Source organism: Paenibacillus sp. UNC499MF (assembly GCF_900107975.1).
GTDB lineage: Bacteria > Bacillota > Bacilli > Paenibacillales > NBRC-103111 > Paenibacillus_F.
Genome location: NZ_FNVF01000001.1, coordinates 1,008,880 through 1,030,871, shown reverse-complemented (window position 1 = coordinate 1,030,871; position 21,992 = coordinate 1,008,880). Strand labels below are relative to the sequence as shown.

General features: G+C 50.7%; 18 protein-coding genes. 9 read left to right on the top strand and 9 right to left on the bottom strand.

Going from position 1 to position 21,992, the window contains the following annotated elements; genetic code table 11:
- Positions 1-338: 338 nt before the first annotated feature.
- Both C4S74_RS04680 and C4S74_RS04675 read right to left on the bottom strand, forming a co-directional pair.
- Positions 339-1,211, bottom strand: a complete 873-nt coding sequence (locus C4S74_RS04680) for a carbohydrate ABC transporter permease (protein ID WP_103994164.1) — start codon at positions 1,209-1,211, stop codon at positions 339-341.
- Positions 1,212-1,226: 15 nt separating this feature from the next.
- Positions 1,227-2,177 (bottom strand): sugar ABC transporter permease, encoded by a 951-nt coding sequence (locus C4S74_RS04675; protein ID WP_103994163.1) that lies wholly within the window; start codon positions 2,175-2,177, stop codon positions 1,227-1,229.
- Positions 2,178-2,319: 142 nt separating this feature from the next.
- On the opposite strand from C4S74_RS04675, the gene C4S74_RS04670 reads away from it, so the two are divergent.
- The 3 genes from C4S74_RS04670 to C4S74_RS04660 all read left to right on the top strand — a co-directional run bounded on the left by C4S74_RS04670 (position 2,320) and on the right by C4S74_RS04660 (position 7,519).
- Complete coding sequence (locus tag C4S74_RS04670) at positions 2,320-4,158, top strand: sensor histidine kinase (RefSeq protein WP_103994162.1); 1,839 nt, start codon at positions 2,320-2,322, stop codon at positions 4,156-4,158.
- Positions 4,139-5,758 carry a response regulator gene (locus C4S74_RS04665; RefSeq protein WP_103994161.1) on the top strand — a complete coding sequence of 540 codons (1,620 nt, stop codon included), beginning with the start codon at positions 4,139-4,141 and terminating at the stop codon, positions 5,756-5,758. Before C4S74_RS04670 ends, C4S74_RS04665 begins: the two co-directional genes overlap by 20 nt.
- 99 nt (positions 5,759-5,857) lie before the next feature.
- Positions 5,858-7,519 carry an ABC transporter substrate-binding protein gene (locus tag C4S74_RS04660; protein ID WP_103994160.1) on the top strand — a complete coding sequence of 554 codons (1,662 nt, stop codon included), beginning with the start codon at positions 5,858-5,860 and terminating at the stop codon, positions 7,517-7,519.
- Positions 7,520-8,052: 533 nt separating this feature from the next.
- On the opposite strand, the gene C4S74_RS04650 is transcribed toward C4S74_RS04660, so the two are convergent.
- From C4S74_RS04650 to C4S74_RS04635, 4 genes are all read right to left on the bottom strand, one after another.
- A complete protein-coding gene (locus C4S74_RS04650; RefSeq protein ID WP_258042389.1) occupies positions 8,053-8,910 on the bottom strand; it encodes an ankyrin repeat domain-containing protein in 858 nt (285 codons plus the stop codon).
- Between the two features lie 9 nt (positions 8,911-8,919).
- Positions 8,920-9,111: an ankyrin repeat domain-containing protein gene (locus C4S74_RS27245; RefSeq protein WP_374755391.1), complete on the bottom strand. Its 192-nt coding sequence runs from the start codon at positions 9,109-9,111 to the stop codon at positions 8,920-8,922.
- Between the two features lie 131 nt (positions 9,112-9,242).
- Positions 9,243-9,551: a copper amine oxidase N-terminal domain-containing protein gene (locus C4S74_RS04640; protein WP_103994157.1), complete on the bottom strand. Its 309-nt coding sequence runs from the start codon at positions 9,549-9,551 to the stop codon at positions 9,243-9,245.
- 234 nt (positions 9,552-9,785) lie between these two features.
- A complete protein-coding gene (locus tag C4S74_RS04635; protein ID WP_103994156.1) occupies positions 9,786-10,268 on the bottom strand; it encodes a hypothetical protein in 483 nt (160 codons plus the stop codon).
- Positions 10,269-10,597: 329 nt separating this feature from the next.
- Between C4S74_RS04635 and C4S74_RS04630 the strand changes: the two genes are divergently transcribed.
- Together C4S74_RS04630 and C4S74_RS04625 are read left to right on the top strand one after the other, a co-directional pair.
- Positions 10,598-10,855, top strand: coding sequence for a hypothetical protein (locus C4S74_RS04630; RefSeq protein ID WP_258042374.1), 258 nt, complete (start codon positions 10,598-10,600; stop codon positions 10,853-10,855).
- Positions 10,856-11,162: 307 nt separating this feature from the next.
- Entirely contained in the window at positions 11,163-11,582 is a 420-nt protein-coding gene (locus C4S74_RS04625; protein ID WP_103994155.1) for a GNAT family N-acetyltransferase, read from the top strand.
- A 242-nt stretch (positions 11,583-11,824) separates the two neighbouring features.
- Here C4S74_RS04625 and C4S74_RS04620 read toward each other — a convergent pair whose 3' ends face one another.
- Positions 11,825-12,874 (bottom strand): NAD(P)/FAD-dependent oxidoreductase, encoded by a 1,050-nt coding sequence (locus tag C4S74_RS04620; protein ID WP_103994154.1) that lies wholly within the window; start codon positions 12,872-12,874, stop codon positions 11,825-11,827.
- Between the two features lie 197 nt (positions 12,875-13,071).
- Here C4S74_RS04620 and C4S74_RS04615 point away from each other — a divergent pair, with 197 nt between their 5' ends.
- From C4S74_RS04615 to C4S74_RS04600, 4 genes are all read left to right on the top strand, one after another.
- Positions 13,072-13,863, top strand: a complete 792-nt coding sequence (locus C4S74_RS04615; protein ID WP_103994153.1) for an ABC transporter ATP-binding protein — start codon at positions 13,072-13,074, stop codon at positions 13,861-13,863.
- Positions 13,864-13,867: 4 nt separating this feature from the next.
- Positions 13,868-14,788, top strand: a complete 921-nt coding sequence (locus tag C4S74_RS04610) for an iron-hydroxamate ABC transporter substrate-binding protein (protein ID WP_103994152.1) — start codon at positions 13,868-13,870, stop codon at positions 14,786-14,788.
- Between the two features lie 72 nt (positions 14,789-14,860).
- The gene (locus C4S74_RS04605; RefSeq protein ID WP_103994151.1) at positions 14,861-15,871 is read left to right on the top strand and encodes an iron ABC transporter permease; all 1,011 of its coding nucleotides are present in this window, start codon (positions 14,861-14,863) and stop codon (positions 15,869-15,871) included.
- Positions 15,868-16,875 (top strand): iron ABC transporter permease, encoded by a 1,008-nt coding sequence (locus tag C4S74_RS04600; RefSeq protein ID WP_103994150.1) that lies wholly within the window; start codon positions 15,868-15,870, stop codon positions 16,873-16,875. The genes C4S74_RS04605 and C4S74_RS04600 overlap by 4 nt, the downstream gene beginning before the upstream one ends.
- Positions 16,876-16,988: 113 nt before the next feature.
- Here C4S74_RS04600 and C4S74_RS04595 read toward each other — a convergent pair whose 3' ends face one another.
- Together C4S74_RS04595 and C4S74_RS04590 are read right to left on the bottom strand one after the other, a co-directional pair.
- Complete coding sequence (locus C4S74_RS04595) at positions 16,989-17,627, bottom strand: class D sortase (protein ID WP_103994149.1); 639 nt, start codon at positions 17,625-17,627, stop codon at positions 16,989-16,991.
- A 125-nt stretch (positions 17,628-17,752) separates the two neighbouring features.
- Complete coding sequence (locus tag C4S74_RS04590; RefSeq protein ID WP_103994148.1) at positions 17,753-21,619, bottom strand: collagen binding domain-containing protein; 3,867 nt, start codon at positions 21,617-21,619, stop codon at positions 17,753-17,755.
- Positions 21,620-21,992 lie beyond the last annotated feature (373 nt).

The following is a 21,992-nucleotide window of genomic DNA, read 5'->3' as shown; positions in this document are numbered from 1 at the left end:
TTTTAGCGGTAAGGCTGGGCCGCACACTGGCTGTTTTTCCGTTTCGTCATTTACCTCCTTTCGATGCTTGATGCGATGAATAGACCCATCCACTGTTAATACTATAAGGTGCCCATCCCTGTGAAAAAGAGATATCTTCTTACATTTATATACAATCGTTTACTTTGGTCATTAGACACTTTCTTTCTGATGTATAAAGTGGACCGTTGGATCGCGAGAGCCCGAATTCCGCACAAAACAAAAAAAGCCCGTGCGGTGCACGGACTTTTTATCGCAAAACTCCACACTTTATTGTCTCTCTTCTCTGTCTATAATCTGTGAAACGCCGGTGAACCGGCCTATTCTTTAACCGCACCCACTACGATGCCGGTTACGAAATAGCGCTGCAGGAAAGGATAGACGAGCAGGATCGGCAGGGCGCTGATAAAGATCTGCGACGCCCGGATCGTACGCTGGGACAGGCTGGCAACGGCTGCCGGATCCAGCTTCGACATATCGGCCTGCACGATAATCGTCTGCATAAACGTGGCGAGGGGAAGCTTCTCGGAATCCCGGATATAGATGATCCCGTCGAAATAGGAGTTCCAGTGCCCGACCATCATAAACAAGGAGACAGTGGCGACGACGGGCAGGGAAACGGGCAGGTACACGCTGAGAAAAGTGCGGAGCTGGCCGGCTCCGTCAATGAAAGCCGCTTCCTCCAGGTCTTTGGGCACCGTACGGAAGAAATTCATAAGCAGAATGATGTTAAAGACACCCACAAGCCCCGGAAGAATCAAGGCCATCAGCGTATTCATGAGCCCGAGCTTCAGGATCAGAATATAGCTTGGAATGAGTCCGCCGCTGAACAGCATCGTCACGACGAAATACCAGAGATACAAATTGCGTGCGCGAAATACGTGACTTTCTTTGGACAGCGCGTAGGCGGCAATGGTATTCACTACCAGAGCCATCGCCGTTCCGAGCACCGTTCTCTGCACGGATACCCACAGGGACGACAAGAAATTCGCGTTGTCGAATGTTTTCGCGTAAGCTTCGAACGTAAAGCCGATCGGCCAGAACGTAACCAGGCCCGCGTTCGCCGGTGCCGATGCGCTGAGGGACACCATCAGCAGGTGGTACAGAGGCAGCAGGCACAGAATGGCCAGAACCGTTAAAAACACGTTGTTGAACAGGCTGAATATCCGGTAAGGCAGTGTTTTATGATACATCCGCTCTCTTCCCTTCTAGAAAATTCGGTATCCGGCAAACCGGTAGGCCAGCCTATACGAGACCGCGATCAGGATCAGACTGATGAACGATTTGAACAAGCTGACGGCCGTGGCAAAGCTGAACTGTCCGCTGAGCAGACCTTCCCTGTACACGAACGTGTCGATGATATCGCCCTGCTGGTAAATGAGCGGGCTGTACAGGTTAAACACCTGGTCAAAGTTCGCGTTGAGCACGTTGCCGAGCGCCAGAGTCGCAATGACGATCGTAATCGGGATAAGCGCGGGAATCGTAATGTAGAACGTCTGCTTCCAGCGCCCGGCCCCGTCTACTTCCGCCGCTTCGTACAACGACGGATTAATGCCGGAGAGCGCCGCCAGGAAGATGATCGTGTTAAAACCGAATTCCTTCCAGACGTCACTGAAAATAATGGTAAACCGGAACCAGCTGCCGTCTCCCAGGAAGAAAATCGGCTTGACGCCGAACATGGCCGTAAGAAACTGGTTGATTAGTCCGGTTTGAGCGAGCATATCGATCAATATTCCCGATAAGGTCACCCAAGACAGGAAATGCGGCAAATAAACGAGCGTTTGGATCGTTCTTTTCAGCGCCATCTTCCGCACTTCGTTAAGCAGCAAAGCAAAGAAAAACGGAATGATCAGATTCATGACCATTTTCGAACAGGCGAAGAACAACGTGTTCCACGTGATTTTCAAAAAATAATCGTTCTCCCACATATACCGGAAATGCTTCAAACCGACCCAGGGAGAGCCGGAAATTCCCAGCGCGGGTTTATAGTCCTGGAAAGCCATAATAATCCCCGACATGGGGATATACGAAAATATAAATACGAGAACAGCCGCCGGCAGAACCATAAAGTGAAGAATCCAGGGCTGCTTGTAGCCTTTTTTTGTGTCTGTGCGCCGGGCTTTTCCGGCCTTGACCTGCTGCACCGTGTTCACTCCCATCGCTCTCTCCCGCCCCAAAAAATTATTTTGTGTGTTCGATCAATCTCTGCTATAAATAGTAGCAAGCATTTCGGAAAGCTGACTATAGTACAATGTTAGGCTTCCATAGGGATTTATTAGGGCAGTGGCTGGAGGAGATGGGATGAGTTTGGGATTAGCGGGAATTGCTGCGAAGGTTCGGGGAAAGGCGCGGTACAGATTCAGTCTGTTCGCCAAAATGAACGGCTTGATTATCTTGCTTTTTATCCCGATTATTCTTGTGTATACGTATTCAAACGACGTCACTTTCAATGTCGTCAGCTCGGAGCTGCAGAAGTCGAATACCAAGCAGCTTACTTTTTTGTCCAGTCAAATCGATTCGCGCATTAGTCAGATGATGGAGTTCAGCCTGGTCTTCTCCAGGGACCCGAACGTCCAAAAATTCAACGGGCTGAACATCTGGGAGGACCGCTACGACCGCATGCAGACACGGTACGTCATTCAGGAGAAAATGGCCCTTCAGTCCAGAGTGACCGATATTTGGCCGGCCCGGTATGCCGTCTACTCCCAGCAGAACAAAGACATTATCTCCAATTACAAATCGCCGGCGTACGACGAGAAATATTTACAGAACAACCGGAGCGGAAAATGGACTTACGGGGACGGTACCGGCGAAGGTCACGGAGGGCTGGACGCTTTCTACTGGTTCTATAACGATTCCCTGTCCCAGCCGGGCATGTTGACGGGCAGCAGTCTCGTCATCGAAGCGAGCTTCAGTTACGAAAATATCCAGAATATGCTGGATACGTACAAAGCGGGCGGACAGGGCGATCCGTTCTTTTATCATAAAGGGAGCACGCCGATCCTGAACCGCAGCGCGGATAAAAATTTGACGGGAGAATTGATCGGCTACCTGGACGAGCATTCCCCCGACAACACGACGCAGCATGTCGTCAAGCTTGACGGCAAAAATTATCTGGTAAGCTCCGTAAAATCGTCCTATCTCGATTGGCATCTGGTTGATGTGGTTCCGCTCGATCAGATCCTGGGGCCGATTTCGTTTAGCCGGAACCTGTTCTATTTCTCTATGCTGCTGATGTTCCTTGTCGGTATTGCGGCTTCGATTCTGCTGTACCGCAACGTTCAGAAGCCGATTCTCAAGCTGATTAACGGGCTGCGCCGTGTACAGCGCGGTGATTACACTGTCCGGCTGCATACCCGGGACCATAACGAATTTTCGTTTCTGTTTTACCGGTTTAACGATATGTCACGTCAGATCCAGGATCTCATCGAGAACGTGTTCAACGAAAAAATCCGTGCCCGGGAAGCGACACTTAAGCAGCTTCAGGCCCAGATTAATCCGCATTTTCTGTATAACTGCCTGGGCTATATTATTAATATGGCCCAGATGAAGGACGAGGAAGCCGTCGTTGCGATGGCGTATAATTTGAGCGCCTATTACCGCTATACGACGCGGATGGAACGGGAAACGGCCTCGCTGGAAGAAGAGATCAAGCTGCTCGTGAACTATCTCGATATCCAGAAGCTCCGGAACGGCCGGATCGACTATAAGATCGACATTCCCGAAGAAATGCGCAGCCAGTCCGTTCCCCGGCTGATGCTTCAGCCGATTGTGGAAAACTCCGTTATCCACGGGGTCGGAAAATCATACACCTCCGGCCAAATCCGGATTACCGGCGAGATGGCGGACGGCTTCTGCAAAGTGTACGTGGATGACGACGGACCGGGATTGAACGCCGAACAAGAGAAGGCGCTGAACCGGAAAATGCAGGAGCCGCTGCAGGAAGAAATGGGCTGCGGCTTATGGAATACGAATCAGCGCATCATGCATCAGTTCGGAGACCGGTCCTATCTGGCTTTCGTCAAGTCGCCGCTCGGCGGACTCCGGACCGAAATCGTCTGGGAGATCCCCCCTGCCGCAAAAACATCCGGCTATAGAAGCCTGCAAGGAGACCTTACACATGCAAATGATCATCGTTGACGACGAATCCCACTGGGTGGACAACCTCGCATTGCACAAGCCTTGGCATGAATTCGGAATCGAACACGTACACAGAGCCTATTCCGCATTCGAAGCGCTGCAAATGATCGATACGCATCCGATCGATATCGTGATCTCGGACGTGCAAATGCCCGAGATGTCCGGTATCGAGCTTATCGAACGCATACGAATCCGCGACAAGAAGATGAAATGCATTATCTTGTCCGGACATTCGGAGTTCGAATATGCCAAAAAAGCGCTCCGGCACAACGCCGTCGATTATCTCCTCAAGCCGCCGACCGACCAGGAGCTGTTCGGCGCCGTCAAAACGGCCATCGATCAGCTCAATGCCGAATGGGAGCTGGTCAGCTCGCTGGAGCGCACCCGGCATACGCTTCGCGAAAATCTGCCGATTCTGCGCGGGCAGCTCCTGCTGGAAGCCCTGCAGGGCCGGCGTCTCTCGGTGGACGAATGGCACCGCAAGCTGAGCGACTACGGACTGCCGTTCGATTTCGGGGACAGCGCGCTGATGCTGGTCCGGCTCGAAGAAGAATTCGGCCGCTACAAGAACAACGGACAGCCGTTGATCGAATATGCGATCATGAACATGGCCGAAGAAATTCTCGGCGAATTTATGGAAGTCTGGGGCGTTAAGGAAGAGCACGGCTATCTCGTCTTCCTCCTCCAGCTTAAAGAAACCGCAAGCGCCGCAGGCCAGGAAAATCTCCTGGAGAAGCTCTCCCAGCAGCTTCAGTCCAAAGTGAAGCAGTTTCTGCAGGGCTCTCTCTCCATCGTTATCACGGAATGGTTCGCTTTCCCGGAGCAGCTGCCCGACCGGTTCCGGCAGGCTTCCGCCTATTTCCGGGAAATCGTCGGCGACGAACGGGATTTTGTTGTACGCGTCAACGAAGTCGACCACACACCGGCGCAAGGGCCGCTAAACGCGCTGTACGTGCCGCCCTCCCTCGTCAACCTGCTGGAGGCGGGTCACTGGGATGCCGCCGAAGCCAAGCTGGCGGCCGTATGTACGGAGCTGGAGGACAAATGGCCGGAATCGTGGGAGCACTGCATGGAAGCCGGCTTCCTCATCACCGCTTCCTTCAGCAATCTCGCCCACCGCAGCGGCTATACGCTAACGAAGCTGCTCGGGTCCGACGATATGGAGGCGCTTCAGAGCGGAGAAGCGTTCGTTTCGATCAAGAAGCTCGGAAACTGGTCGCGGAGCGTGCTCCACAAGCTGAAAGAAGTCAGCTCCAGCAGCGTGAAGGATAGCCGCTCCCAATACGTGAAGAAGATACAGGAATATGCGGACAAGCATTTGCACGAGGACGTGTCCCTGCGGGCTCTGGCGGACCATGTCAATCTGCACCCGACCCATTTGTCCAAAATTTACAAAATCGAGACGGGAGAAGGCATCAGCGATTATATTTCCCGGCTTCGCATGGAGCGCGCCTGCCATCTGCTCAAGGCCACCGGCAAGAAAGTGTATGAAATCAGCATGGAAATCGGCTATATGGACCCCGCCTATTTTATCAAAGTGTTCAAGCGCCATTTCGGTGTGACGCCGCAGGAGTACCGGGACGGGGCTTTATTACCATGACAGATTCCTATCGAAACTAACAAACTCATATAGATGCTTTCCCCGGAAAGTTGATACAGTAACACATGTAAGGATCACACAAGTAGGGGGAAATGATGAATGGTCAAGTTAAGAAAATTGGGATCGGTTCTCATCACGGCCAGCCTTGTCACGCTTACGGCCTGCAGCGGGGCATCCAATGACACAACGAAAGGCAGTACGGCTTCCTCCGGAGCCGAAGCCGCCTTCTCCAAAGGAAAATATGATCCGCCGATCGAAATCAGCTCCGTGCTGATGCCTAAGAAATATGTACAGGGCGATACCAAAGAAAACAACGTCCACGACCGATGGATGCTGGAAACGTTAGGCATTAAGCATAAGGATACCTGGTATCCGGCCAATGATGACCAATATAAGCAAAAGCTTCAGCTCGCGATCGCTTCGGGAGAAAAATTGCCCGACTTCGTATCCGTACCGACCAATCCGGTACTCACCAACCAGCTCATCGATTCCGGCCAGTTCATGCCCATTGACGAGCTTTTCGACAAATATGCCAACAAAATATTAAAAGACCATTCCGCAGCGCACCCGGAATTGTGGTATCCGTTCACGAGAGACGGCAAAAAATACAATATGCCGATTATGGAGTATACCGACAATGACGACACACTGCTGTGGCTGCGCGAAGACTGGATGGAAAAGCTGAATCTCCAAGCGCCTAAGACGATTGCCGACCTGGAAGTCATTATGGACAAATTCAAAAACCAGAATCCGGACGGCCTCGCTCCGAAGGACGTTTTTCCGCTGGCGATTTCACTGAAAAACAATACGAACACCTGGATGGGTTCGCTTGACTGGCTGTTCGGCGCTTACGGAACGATTCAGGAGCAGTGGAACAAGGACGCTTCCGGCAACCTCGAATACGGCTCCACCAACCCGGGCGCCAAAGAAGCCCTCGCCAAGCTGAAGGAATGGATGGACAAAGGTTACATCCATACGGATTCCGCCTTGTGGGACGAAGCCAAGTCGGCGGAAAGCTGGACCAAGGGAACCGCGGGCATTCTGCCCGGAGCGAACTGGGTACCGGACTGGCCCGCACCGGATCTGCTTAAGAACGTAAAAGGCTCGAAATATAAAGCTTACCCGATACCCGCCGGGCCTGACGGCAAAATCGGGACGAAATGGCAAAATTCCGGCGTTAACGCCAGTATTATGATCAACAAAGACGCCAAACATCCGGAAGCCATTTTCCTGTATTACAACTACCTGCTCGACAATCTGGCTAACCCGGCTGCCGGAAGCAAGTACGAATACGGATTCGCGAAAGGGTACGACTGGGACATTATTGACGGCAAACCGACCAGCGACAAGGAGAAAATCAAAGATTTCTCCAATGAGTTCCCGTTCTTGACCGGTCCCGCCCGTATTCCGGATCTGTATATGAAAACGCTCGTGAAGCTCGCCGACGGCAAGACTCCCGAGACACCTTACGAGAAGCAGATGGCCGAATTCCGCAAACCGGAAAACTGGGCGGCGGCCAAAATCGTCATGTCCCAGCAGGACATCCGCAAGCAGAACTATTTCACCGGGGCGGCTACGCCGACGATGGTGTCCAAGTGGAACCTTCTCCGTCAATCGGAAATGGAAACGTTCAACAAAATTATTTACGGCAAACTGCCTATCACCGCTTTTGACGAATTTGTCGCCAACTGGAAAGCAAACGGCGGCGAACAAATTACGAAAGAAGTCAACGACTGGTATAAGTCGGTCTCGTCCAAATAGCGGTTTCATCGAAAAAAGCCCGGCAAACGGATCGTTTAGCGATCTGCTGCCGGGCTTTTTGGTTTGGAAAGCGGAAGCCCGGAACTTACCTCCGGACTTCCGTTTTTTTCATGTGCTTATAGTGCTTAGAATACCGTCCTTACCGGTCCGTCCCGCATTCTCTCCTAGATCGTCTCAGTTCCTTTGACTGCCCTCTTCGGCAAGAAACGCATCCACGTGACGGGTGTATTTCTCGTACCACAATTCCCATTCCTTCTTCCGGGAAGGCATTTCCTCCCCGTCCAGCAGGAGCCGGACAACCTGCAGGCATACGTGCCAGCCTGCAAGATCTTTCGGGGTAATTTAGGGATCGGATAGATGAGCTATTACTTACATCTGAACTGTCGTTTGCGCAGAGTAGTGAGCATATTTTGGTTACTGGATATGAAAATGAAAATAAAGTACAATCTGGATTGCCTAGTTATACGTGACTTAACTGTAAAGCAAAAAAGGAGCAACACCTATTCATTAGGCATTGCTCCTTTTTTGCTTTCTTAATAATAAGTGTATCCAAAATCATGGCTTATATTCAGGGTTTCATTCGGTTTGATGGTAATTCGTTTCACCTCATGCTTGTTCATTTGCAAAAAGAATTTGGAAAAGTCATCCCAATCTCTCAAGAGAGGTTTCAGAGTACTTACCACATATTCACTTAGGGGTTCTAGACTTCTGCGCTTTGTTTTACTTGAAGAAATTACTGCATAGTAGTCACCTGCGTCAATGGAATTAATTTCGAAATTTCCGTATCCATTTGCGCTTTTGTAGTACAAGCTAGTGTTGTTATCAGGTGTATAACCAAATGTAAAACGACGTGATTGTTCTTCAGTTATGCTGTTCTTGTCGAAGTTGACGGGAATCAGGTAAACTCTGGCATCAATATCTGGTTTTGTTCCTATATATTCATTATATCGCCATGTGATAGTTCCTTTTAGATTTCCTTTACCTTTGTTTTCTGTATTTGTGTTTCCTTTAGGTGTGCTTGTTCCACTATCTTTGCTTGGTTGTAATCCTGCAATAATATTTTTAAGTTTTTCTTTTGTAGCAGCATCAGTTAGTGGATGTGTATTTAACTTTTGATAAGGATCTGCTCCTTTTTCGATTAGCAACTTGACTCTATCAACATGATCTCCCGATGCTGCTGCTAAAAGTGGAGTCCTTCCATAGTCAGTAAGTACATTTGGATTGGCACCGGCATCCAATAACATTCTCAAAACTTCGGTGCCTTCATTTGACTTGCTAGAAGCCGTATAAATTAAGGCAGTTGCGTGATCATTTGCTGCAAGGTTTGGATCTGCCCCACCTTTTAACAATAGTTGCACGACATCTTTTTCAGATCTCATTGCTGCATAGATCAGTGGAGTTCAACCATACTCATCTGCTTTGTTTACATTGGCGCCATGACTTAAAAGAATCCTAATAACATCAGTTGAGCTTTCTTGTGCAGCTATCAAAAGTGGAGTTCTAGAATACTTATCTAAGGAATCTATTGGAACATTTTTTTTAATGTGTTCTTCTAACAATTTTGTATCATTGCCAAAAGCCGCATCATGTATCGTTGGTTTTTCATTAACAAAAATAGATACCCAACTAGATACAGACGACCAAGTGATTATACCTCCGCTTGCTTCTGTAACAAAACGTAACGGTACAAGAGTATTGCCATTGGCAAGTCTAGGTGCTTTTTCTAGTTCCTTTTTTCACCGTTAACGAACGCAAATTTTTCCCCTATGGTCAGTTTAATTTCTAGGTTGCTTTTTGTGCCTGTAACTTCTAGTTTGTTCCCATCCCATTTAATAGACAAACCTAATTTTTCAAAGATTGGTCTAAACTGAACGAGTGTGGTGCCATCTTCAAGTACGGGATTCTCATCAAATTTAATTTTCTCATTATCTAATGAAACATTAATATCCGTAGCCGATGCTCTTCCCGGAACTACAACAAACAATGCAAATAATGCAAAACCCATAATCATCGTGTAAATTCGTTTTTTCATAAAGACCCTCCATTAGCTTGTTTGCTCAACTTAATCTGGTTGCAAATTCAGAGTATTTCCCATAGACTTCCTCCCTGCTGTTTGTCACTACAAAATAGGACTAAATACCCTGCCAGAAAAACATAACATGGGTTTTGAATATTACAATATTTTCTTGGGCACAAAACAGATGAAAAAAGAGCAACACCTATTGTTAGGCATTGCTCCTTTTTTCACTTCCATCATACTATATGCTTATTGCCATTTCGTGTCAGAACTCTTAAGGACGACTTGTCCTTTTGGCTTACCAGATCCACCGTAGACTGTTACAGTATAATCGCCGGAGGGAACAGTTGGACTGCTATCGTTGTTTATTGCTTCTACCGTTCCACCTGCTTTAACCGTCTTATCAAAAATAACCTTATTCTTAGCATTGTGTTTTACTTCGATTCTGAAATCATATGCTCCTGTATTTTTGGCATACAGTTTGATATTCGGATATCCAACTGTGATGGAATAACTGGTGCTAGGGTCCACAACATTGCCATTCAAATCCCAAGTTAATGTATCTTTGATCGCGTAAGGAGTGATAATACCACTGGATTGGGAACTTTCATTCACGGAAACACTAGAATTTCCACTAAGTGCAGAAGTGGCACCTGCTGGTGCAACCGAAATCAATAAAGCAGAAGAGAGAAGAGTTGCAGCAGCCGCTAATTTGGAAAAAGTTTTTTTCATTGTTGACACTCCTTTATAATAGTTTCTATTTGATACATTATCATCATATAATTACAAATTATGGATTTCAACAGTTGCTGTGCATTGTGTCACCAACTTACCAAAAAAGGTTATCATATTACCAATTTACTATATATGTATATAATTAAAACGCAATGAAAAAGAGCAAAACCTATTGTTAGACATTGCTCTCTTCTGAAATTTGCTATTTAGATTTCAAGGTGTCGATAGCTACACTTATTAGTCCTTCCCCCACCTCGCTCATTTGAACCCCCAAAGCTTCTAGAACATTTCTAATCGTATCGAAAGTCCCTAAAGCTGGTCATAACTTGAACGACACCGCCACTCTCTATGTAAACGGCGTCGCGGCCTATACAAACCTTCCGGTCGCGAATGCGGGTGCGCTTAAAGCGGCAACAACCGTAAAAATGGTTCATTCCACGCTGGATAACCAGGACAAAAACAGCTACACCAACGCTTCTTTCAGCAACGTGCTCGTGCAATCGCAATCCGGCGGCAGCTACACACAACTTTCCCGAGCAATATTTCTCCAGACTTCCCGCTCGGCGGCAAAGGGGATTATGTGATCAATTCGAGCAATCCGCTGGGTACCACGTTAAAAGCCGGCAAATAAAACGACGGCTGCATAACCGGACGGGAGCGCCATCCGTGTGCGATACGGCTCGTACACCGCTCGCCTATTTAAAAAGAACCGCTTTGCGCGGTTCTTTTTTTGTATTACGGGAGGAAACCGGAATTTCTAAACTAAAAGTTTAAAGTCCTAAGATAATCTTTATGTGCACCGACTCCCTAAAATCCCCGCGTTATTGCCGCTTCCTTATCACTTGCATTCATGTTGTATAGTGAGGCTGTAGGATGAAAGGAGAGGTTGATATGTACGTTAAGCATGAGCGGCCCGGTCCCATGGAGTATGCCGAGTTGAGGAAACTCGCAGGGTTAGCTCCCTTGGAAGAAGCCGCAGCCGCGGCCGGTTTGAACGGCTCCATTTTCACGGTAGTTGTGCGTGACGAGAAATCCCGGCTCATGGGAATGGGAAGAATCGTCGGGGATGGAGCCTGCTATTTTCAAGTGGTGGATGTACTGGTGCATCCTTCTTGCGGGGAACAAAGAAGCGTTGTCGAAGAAAGGATTATGCAGGAACTTGTCAGGTACCTCGATGAGAATGCGTCCGAAGGATCACAGGTGTTCGTCATTTCGGATACGCCGGGAATCCGGTTGTACCAATCCTTCGGGTTTAAGCTGATGTATCCGGACTTTTACGGAATGTCGAGAAATTCCCGGCTCCCCGTTTAAAAGGCTCGGAAGATTGATCAGGGGCGAGTTTAGCGTAAGCCACGGGTGAGCCTCGGATGAACCTCGGTTCGCTCCTGTGGGCAAATGCTTGCTGGCATGTCTGAAGCTTCCCCTTCCATAGAGAAACGCGCCCGCCGAGATCGGCCCACACACGAATAAAAAGGTTCCTGAACCTGCCTTGAGAACAAGGCGGTACATGAACCTTTTTAGGTCTTGCATTTCCGTACCGGAATGTACCGCCCCTACCCCATCAGCTGCTTCACAAGCTCACGGTTCCGTTTCTTGAAGATATCGTTATGGGAAGAAACCATGCCGGTTTTATCCGAGCCCGGCTGGATATACTGCTTCGCCTGGTTGACCGCGTTCGCCGCATCCTGGAAAGCGCCGGCGATTAAATGCAGCTTGCCGTCATGCTTCAGAATATCCCCGGCGGCATAAAGCCCTTCCACCGTCGAGACGCTTGAAGCGCTGCCCGCAATGTAGAAATCATCCGCCAGTTCAATCTCTAGTCCACTGCTTTTGAGCAGGGTGCTGTCCCGTTCATAGCCGTGATTGATGATCACTTCATCGACCGGCAGATGGGTGAGCTCGCCCGTCAAGTGATTCGTCAGCTCGACATACTCGATGATGTCATGGCTGGAAGCGGCGATCAGCTTCGTAATCGACGAATTCAGGAAGCAAACGGCGGAGCTCTCCATCAGCTGCTTGACCTGCGCTTCGTGACCGGTGAGCGCCTCCTTGCGGTGAGTCAGATAGACCTGCTTCGCTACGGGTTCCAGCTCGTTCGCCCAGTCGACCGCCGAATTTCCGCCTCCGGAAATGACCACCGTCTTGTCCTTGAAGCGCTGCAGCGATTTCACCGTGTAGTTCAAGTTCGAAACCTCGTACCGCTCCGCTCCCTCGATTTGCAGCCTTTGCGGCTTCAAGATCCCTCCGCCGACAGCCACGATAACCGTTTTGGAATAATGCTTCTGTCCGGAAGCCGTATGTAAAATAAAAATTCCTTCATCGTCGCGGTTAATCGACTCCACCTTTTCATTCAACACCACTTCGGGACGGAACGTTAACCCCTGTTCCACCAGCTTTTCAATGAGTTCAGCCCCTGGAAGCGGCGTATGCCCCCCCACATCCCAGATCATTTTCTCCGGATACACATGAATTTTCCCGCCCAAATGCGGCTGAAACTCGATGATCTTCGTTTTGAGTTCCCTTAACCCACTATAGAAAGCGGAGTAGAGACCCGCCGGCCCCCCTCCAATGACAGTTACATCGAATAGTTCTTTCTCGTTCATGTTCCCGCACTCCTTGCCTTTAAGTTGTGATTGATTATCATTCTCAATAAAATATACGATCTTTTCTTAAATTTTACAAGTCCAAATGCGGGTTGACAAATGTTTGTCCCCCTATTAAAGTATGTAATGTACTGATGATGATAATCATTATCAATGATAACGGCGTTTATTTTTACACACCTATTGGAGGTCGCATGATGGTTCGCCTATATACAGATGAACTGAACATCGGGTACGGGGATCGTTTAATCGTTAAAAATTTGAGCGTGTCGTTTCCCGACCAAAAAATCACGACGATTATCGGCGCCAACGGCTGCGGCAAATCGACGCTGCTGAAAGCGGCTACCCGGATTATTTCCCATCAGTCGGGCTCCATCCTTCTGGACGGCGAACTGATTTCTAAGGAAAACACGAAGGTTTTGGCCCGGAAAATGGCCATCCTCCCCCAGTCTCCGGAAAGCGCTAACGGGCTTAAGGTCGGCGAGCTCGTATCCTACGGCCGGTTTCCGTATCAGACGGGCTTCGGCCGCTTAACGAAGAAGGACTACGAAGTCATCGATTGGGCACTGGAGGTCACCGGCACAAGGGAGTTCAAGTACCGCCCCGTTGATGCCCTGTCGGGAGGCCAGCGGCAGCGCGTCTGGATCGCCATGGCGCTCGCCCAGGAGACGGAAATCATTTTCCTCGACGAGCCCACCACATATCTCGATATGGCGCATCAACTGGAAGTTCTTGAACTTCTGCACAAGCTGAACCTCGAGCAGGGACGCACCATTGTTATGGTTCTTCACGATCTTAATCAGGCTGCCCGGTTCGCCGACTATATCATCGCCCTTAAAGACGGTGAAGTCGTAAAAGCCGGGAGCTGCGAAGAAGTGATCAGCCACGACGTTTTAAAGCAAGTGTTTCAAATCGACGCGGAGATCGGCCGCGATCCCCGTACGGGCAAGCCGATGTGCTGCACCTATAACTTAATCAAGGGAGATTGACAACATGAAAAGACTTATGCTTCCCGTTCTGCTCATTCTGGTTCTCACTCTGTCCGCCTGCGGCGCCAAACCGCAAAACAACGCCGACAAAGGAAACGCTTCGGATAGTAAACAGCCTGCAACCATTACCTACCAGTCCGAAAGCGGTCCCGTTGAAGTTCCCGCAAACCCTCAGCGTGTGATCGTGCTTTCCACCTTCGCCGGCAACGTTATGGCTCTCAACGTAAACCTCGTGGGCGTGGACTCCTGGTCCAAAAAAAATTCCCGCTTCGATAAATTAAAAGACGTTCAGGAAGTTTCCGACGAAAGTCTGGAAAAAATCATCGAACTGAAGCCGGACCTGATCATCGGCCTTTCCAATATCAAAAACGCCGACAAGCTGAAGCAGATCGCTCCTACCGTCACTTTTACATACGGAAAAGTCGATTATCTCACGCAGCATCTGGAAATCGGCAAACTGCTCAATAAAGAAAAAGAAGCCAAAGCTTGGGTCGACGATTTCAAAAAACGGGCGGCTAAAGCCGGCGACGACATCAAAGCCAAAATCGGTGCGGATAAAACGATTTCCGTCATCGAAAGCTTCGACAAGCAGCTGTACGTCTTCGGCGATAACTGGGGCCGCGGAACGGAAATCCTCTATCAGGAAATGAAGCTGAAAATGCCGGATAAAGTGAAAGAAATGGCGCTGAAAGACGGCTACTATGCTCTGTCCGCCGAAGTGCTGCCGCAATATGCCGGCGATTATGTCATCTTCAGTAAGAACCCGGATGCCGATAACGCGTTCCAGCAGACGGAAACGTACAAAAACATTCCCGCGGTTAAAAACGGTCATGTATACGAAGCAAACGCCAAAGAGTTTTACTTCAACGACCCGCTTACCCTCAATTATCAGCTCGATTTCTTTATCCAGCATCTCGGGAAATAGGCAGCACCCTCCTGAAGGGATTCTTTCTCGGAAGAATTCCTTCTTCCATTCCATACAGAAAAGATGAGACGGATGAACAAACAAAACCCGCGTATCCTTCCTTTTTCATACAAGCTCGCAGCCGGTATCTTCGTATTTGCCGGCATGTTTATGGCGGCCATGCTTTTCGGCGCGGCCGACGTTACCGTAAAGGATGTCTGGCTCGCTCTCACTTCTTCCTCATCGGACGGGCAGATCACCCTTCTCCGGGAAATCCGGCTTCCGCGCGAGGTTGCCGCCGTTTTCGTCGGCGCCGCGCTTGCCGTATCCGGCGCCGTTATGCAGGGCATGACCCGCAACCCGCTGGCGGATCCCGGCCTGCTCGGGTTAACCGCCGGCGCGAACGCCGCGCTCGCCTTCACGATCGCGTTCGTTCCGGCGGTGGGCTACTTCGGCATCATGACGGCCTGCTTCGTCGGAGCCGTTATCGGAGCCGGGCTCGTTTTCGGCATCGGGGCGCTCAAAAAGGGCGGATTCTCTGCGCTTAGAATCGTACTGGCAGGCGCATCCGTATCCGCCTTTCTTTATGCCGTGTCGGAAGGCATCGGGCTTATTTTCAAAATTTCCAAAGATGTGTCCATGTGGACCGCAGGCGGCTTGGTCGGTACGAACTGGAGCCAGCTTCAGACTATCGCCCCTTTTATCGCGGCGGGAATTCTCATCTCGTTTGTTCTTTCGAAGCAGCTCACCATTCTCAGCTTGAGCGAAGAAGTTGCCGTAGGGCTGGGCCAGAAGACGTTTCGGGTGAAAGCGGTCCTTTTTGTCGTCGTCGTTCTGCTCGCCGGCGCTTCCGTGGCCCTCGTCGGCAATATGGCGTTTATCGGCCTGCTGGTCCCCCATATCGTCCGTGCCGTCGTCGGAACCGACTACCGCTTCATCCTGCCGATGTCGGCTGTATGCGGCGCATCTTTCATGCTCTTCGCCGACACGCTCGCGAGGACCATCCACGCTCCGTATGAAACGCCTGCGGCCGCGATCGTAGCTATGCTGGGACTGCCTTTCTTCCTGCTCATTGAACGTAAAGGAGGGAGAGCCCTCTCATGATCCATCCTTCTCTGATCCGGAAACAGCGGCTCCTGGTCGCCGGCGCTATCGTGCTTATCGTCTTAACTATCGTGGCAGGCATGGGGCTCGGGTATTCTTCTTTGTCGTATGACCGCCTGCTTCCCACTCTGCTGGGCCAAGGGTCGTTCAAAGAAAATTTTGTTTTGTTCTCGATACGCCTGCCGCGTATTATTATCACCCTCCTGGCGGGAATGGGACTGGCCTTGTCGGGTGCGGTTCTTCAAGGTATTACCCGCAACGACCTCGCCGATCCGGGTATTATCGGAATCAATTCCGGTGCAGGCGTCGCCATTGCCGTTTTCTTTTTATTCGTCCCGATCGATCCCGGGTCATTTGTCTATTTGCTGCCGATCGTCGCTTTTGCAGGTGCACTCATTACCGCGTGCCTGATTTATCTTCTTTCGTACAGCCGGAAAACCGGCCTGCAGCCCGTCAGGCTTGTGCTGATCGGCGTAGGATTTTCCATGGCCCTGTCGGGCGTCATGATTGTGATCATCTCGTCCGCGGAACGGGTCAAAGTCGATTTTATCGCAAAATGGCTGGCCGGCAGCATCTGGGGAGCGGACTGGCCTTTTATCGGCGCCGTTCTTCCGTGGCTGGTCCTCCTCATTCCGTTCGTCCTCTATAAAGCTAACCGCTTGAACCTGCTCGGCATGAGCGAAAGCGTAGCGGTCGGCGTCGGCGTAGCGGTCGAAAAAGAGCGGGCAGGCCTCCTGCTGGCGGCCATCGCACTGGCGGCTTCCGTCGTTTCCGTAACGGGCGGCATCTCCTTCATCGGTCTTATGGCGCCCCATATCGCAAAATCGCTCGTAGGCCCGAGAAATCAGATGTTCATCCCCCTCGCCATTCTTCTCGGCGGCTGGATGCTTCTCGCTGCCGATACGATCGGACGCAACATTATCGAACCCGACGGCATCGCCGCAGGTATTATGGTCGCCTTGATCGGTGCCCCGTACTTCATCTCTTTATTGCTGAAAAAGTAAAAAGAAACCCGTCGGCGCAAAGGCTGACGGGTTTCTTTTGTTGTGCCCGGCTTGAGTAAAGCGTTTATTTGGGACGGGATACCGCAGTATCCCATCCCTTGTGCGCAAAGTTTCTACACGGCCCGGGACTCGATCAGCGTCCCTTTGACGATAATCCGGTGGGTCGGATTTTTCATCGGGTGGCAAGTGATAAGTGTAATTTCACTATCCTTGCCGTTGCCTTGAAGTACCTCCACCTGCTCGGGGAGTACGTACCGCTTCTCTTGGACTCGGTAAATGAACCTGCCCGAGGACGTGTCCACTTCGATCGTATCGCCTTGGGTCATTTCATCCAGCCGGTTAAAATTTTTACCGTAGGCGAAATTCCGGTGACCCGCAACGGCATAGTTTCCGATTTGCCCCGGCTTCCCCGTCTTGGCGATGCTCGCAAGAGAAATCTTCAAGTTTTCTTTGGTGGCGTCCGTCAGAATGGGGAGCTTCAGCCGGATTTTATCGATCACCAGAATTCCCTCGATGTTTTTCCCCCCTGTCGCAAGCGTAATGGAATCTTCTGTTGTGCTTGGGGCTTGTCCGGCAGAAGAAGCGTCTGTTTCGTTCTCCGGTTCCGATTGATCGATATTGTGCAAATTGGCCTGCCACTGCTCCAGCAGCTTGCTCTGCTGAATATCGTCGTAACGGTCCCGTAAAGCCGGATACAGAAAAACAGCGATGCCCAGGATCACGCACAGCAGGGGGAATATCGTTTTTTTCATCTGAACACCCCGCCTTGATTTATACTGTTCCCGTTCTTTCTTTGCGTAGAAAAACCCTTTAAGTAAACCCGTTTAGTCTCTAAACAAAGTCTACTTAAAGGGCGTCTGTCATTCAATAAAGACTTTTATTTTTTTACGGTTAATTTTCTTCTCCAAAGCAATCCGAGCGCTATTAAAGCGAGACCGGCCGCTTGGATATACCAGCGCCCGTATTCACCCGTTTGAGGCAAAAGGGCTGCCGGAGCGTCTGGGTTTTGCTGACCGGAGACCGGCTTTGTCTGTACATTAACATCCAGAAGCGCGAGTAGCGATTCATTGCCTTCGCTGTCCCTGCCTGCAACGGCAAAGCGGTCCTTACCCGTATAGCCCGGATCAGGCGTATATGTCCAGCGGCCGTTTTCGTCAATCGTCACTTTGCCGTGTTCGGGCTGTTTGCCGATAAACGGCTTCTGCCCTTCCGGCACAACGACTTTTCCTCCGATAGGCGTATCTTTGTCCGTTGTGACTTTACCTGTTACCGGAGAGGACGTTGGCGTTGGCGTCACTGACGGTGTCGGTGCCGGTGTCTCCGACGGTGTCGGCGCTGGCGTCTCCGACGGTGTCGGTCCAGGCGTCACCGACGGTGTCGGTGTTGGTGTCACCGATGGTGTCGGTCCAGGCGTCACTGATGGTGTCGGCGTCACTGACGGTGACGGAGTCGCCGATGGTGTCGGCGTTGGCGTCTCCGACGTATTATCGTCGGACGGTGACGACGATGGCGCCGGTGTCGGTGTTGGTGTCACCGGTGGTGTCGGTGTTGGCGTCACCGGCGGCGTCGGTGTTGGCGTCACCGGTGGTGTCGGTGTTGGTGTCACCGGCGGTGTCGGTGTTGGTGTTACCGGCGGTGTCGGCGTCGGTGTCACCGGCGGTGTCGGTGTTGGTGTTACCGGCGGTGTCGGCGTCGGTGTCACCGGCGGTGTCGGTGTTGGTGTCACCGGCGGTGTCGGCGTCGGTGTCACCGGCGGTGTCGGTGTTGGTGTCACCGGCGGTGTCGGTGTCGGTGTAGGCACGGACACCTTCGCGTTTGTCACGTTCAGCGTGAAGCCGGCAGTGGAATTAATCGTAACGGGACGGTCGGTAGTGTCAAGCACATAACCGGACGGCGCCGTTTTTTCTTTGATGATATAATCTCCTGCCAGCAGCTTTTTAAAGACCAATGTACCAGTCGAATCCGTTGTTCCGCTGTCAATCAGAGAACGCGAGGATCCGGATTTGCGGTACAGTTCGAACACGGCGCCCTGGAGCTTATGCGAACTGTCGGCCGCATCCGATTTTTGGACGGTAAGCGATCCTCTAATGCCGCTTCCCGTACCGGAACCGCTGGATACTCCTACGACGATGCTGTTAGTAGTTTCCTTAGATACTACGCTTACGTTGTTTCCGCTAAAGCTTACTTTATTGGAAACCGTATCCTGGTCGTTGGCTACGATCAAAGATTGATATTCCAAGACGTAAGGCGCGGTAATTTCATTGAGGAAGTTAAGCTCGAACGTCTGCTTGCCGTCATCGTCCGTCCGTATCACAAGATTGTAATCGGCTCCTTTGACAGCTTCCGTGCTTTTTACGACGTCTCCGTTAGCGGCTACGTTCGTCGTGTACAACCGGAAAGATTCGGGCAGAAGCAATTGATTCTCCGTAGGCGTATCTACGATTTTCGCGTCCGCTACCGTCGATTGTCCCCTGTTGATGTTGATGGTCCAGTTGATCTTGTCTCCGCTTTGGGAACCGGTCTTGTTGACGTATTCTCCGCCTTTCGGAATCGTTACCTGAGCGGTAAGTTTCTCCGTTACGGGAGACGCGGCGTCGAACAATTCCGCGGTGTTGCTGACCGTGCTGTCGATAAGCTCCCCGTCCAGACTCGTTTTATATGTGATATAGAACGGCGTCGAGGAAGGATTTAGGAGTGTTACTATAAGCTTGTTCGCACTGTCAACCGAATAGCTGTATTCGGAGCTGTCGATAATCGTACCCAGGGAAGGATTACCGTTCGCCGCAATATTCATCGTATACAGAGCAAGCGAGCCCGGAACCAGGGTCTGTTTCGATTCAAGAAGGTCTTCGACGCTCGCGCTGTTAAGAGGCTTGCTGTTGTAATTCGCGCCGATCGTCCAGCTTAGCTGTTTCGTTGAGGCATTGTACGCACCGTTTTTGAATCCGTTGTTTTTAGCCTCGTTGCGCGGGGTGAAAGTAGCCGATACGGACTTTGTCTGCGCTGTGGATGTGCTGTCTTTCCAGATGATGTCCGCATTGTTCACAAAGTTCTTCGTGCTGCCCGGAGGCGTTATCCAATCGAAATTGTATTCCGTTTTATAGCTGATCGTGACGGTCTCCGACAGAGGGCCCCCGAACGTCAGCTTGAATCCGGAATCTTCCGTTACCGTACCGTCCAGCGTATAGTCGGCAGGGCTGTTCAAAACCGTGCTTCCCTGCTTGACTTTAAACGTGCCCGGTATGATCTTCATTCCCTTATTCGGGAACGCATCCGTAACGACGACATCGGTCATGGGCTGCTTGTCGCCGTTAACCGTCAATGTCCATGAGGCCGTTTTGTCCTGATAGTTAGCGGCATCCATGGTTTTGACCAGAACAAGCTGCTTGACGGAACGGCTTCCCGTCGCGCTGTCGCCGCTTCCCGAAGTCACTTTGTTGTTAACGGTGCCGTCTGCAAGCACGCGGTCGGCGGTCTTGGTCTGGTAAGTAATTTTATAGGCGCCTGTGACCGGCTGGTTAAACTGGAGCTTAAATCCGTTCTTTCCGGTAGCGGATGCGGATGTCACCGTATAATCGCCAGCCGGGATTTCGCCTCCGACCGTTTCGTTGCCCGTGCTATCCAGCGTAACCGGGTACACGTGGACCGAGTTTGCCGTCAGTTCATGAACATCGTCAAACAGATCGGTCAGTACGGCATTCGTCTGGGAGATGTTTCTTTCGTTGTAATTGTACTTGATGGCCCAGCCGATCGTTTGCGTGGCCGCGTCATAGCTCACGGAGCTCTTGCTCAGCGCGCTTCCGCGCTGTACGGCTACGGTTGCGCTCGCGCTGACCGCGCTCTGGTTGCTGCCCTTAAACGTGGCCGTATTGTTGAAGGATGCCGGAGAACCGTCCGTCAGGGGCGTCGTAAACTGAATGCGGTATGCGGTCGTAACCCGACTGTCGGTAAAGCTTACTTTAACCGCGCCGCCCGATGTATCCAGGATATACTTGCCGGGATCGACAAGCGCTCCTTGAACGACCGTACCGTCCAGATTTACATCCAGCGCATAAACCGCTGCCGTAACCGGAACGGAAAGTCCTGCCGGAAGCGGATCCGTCATCACCGCATTTTCGACGGATTTTAGTTCTTTGTTAACGTCTACTGTCCAATCGATATTTTTAGCGTTGTATCCTTGAGGAACGCCGCTTTTTCCGATTGTCGAGGCAACGTTTGGTTTAAACTGGAGGGAAATAACCTGCTCTCCGCCTTTAATCGGAATTTTGATTTTCTGAAGAGTCGAGCCGGTCATCGTCTGTTTGTCAAACTGGGTTTTGATCGTTAAAATCCCGCGTACGTCATCATGTGTCTCTATGTAGGAATTGAAGGTCATGAGTACTTGACGGGTATCCTTGTTGACCGTAAACGACCCAACATCGTCAGACTCGATGAGAAGAGGTCCGCTTATGTTATTGAAAAGAAGAAATTCCGCAGGCAGGGTAAAACTGAACGTGTCCCCGTCCTTGTAACCGTGGCCGTTAGGCAGAGACCAATTATAGTCCACCTGCACTTTGGAGCCCTGTTCGTATACATTGTCAGTCACAACGTTACCGGCTTTATCGTACACGGCCAAGGTTACGCTGTCCAAAATAGAACCGGTAATGCCCGCCGCATTCGCCGTACTCCACTGTCCGAATCCGCTAAAAACCTGGACGAAGACCAGCAGCGCGACTAGCGCAGCGCTAATTTTTTGCTTCAGCATGAACGTTTCAAGCCTCCATTCTCCCTTTTTTTGCTGAAGTCAATATCACTCTATCTTTGTAGTTAACTTGCAAGAGGTTCGATCACCTGCACCGTGCAGGAAGAGGACTCCTAAGACGCTGAAGACGTCCGGCTCCTCATCTCTTCGGACAAGTGAATACAAATCGGACAGAGACTTCAACGGTGATTTTTTTGCCGTCCGGCATCATCAGGTCTGATCTCCCAAAATTCTCTCCTTTCTCCCGATCGGTTTATGCCGCAAAAAGGCACACTTTGTATTGTAACGCGTCCATCTCGACAAAATCTGAACAAGCCGGACATGCAAAAACCGGACTGTGCGCACAGTCCGGTTTCCTTATAAGCGGGCCCTCGAA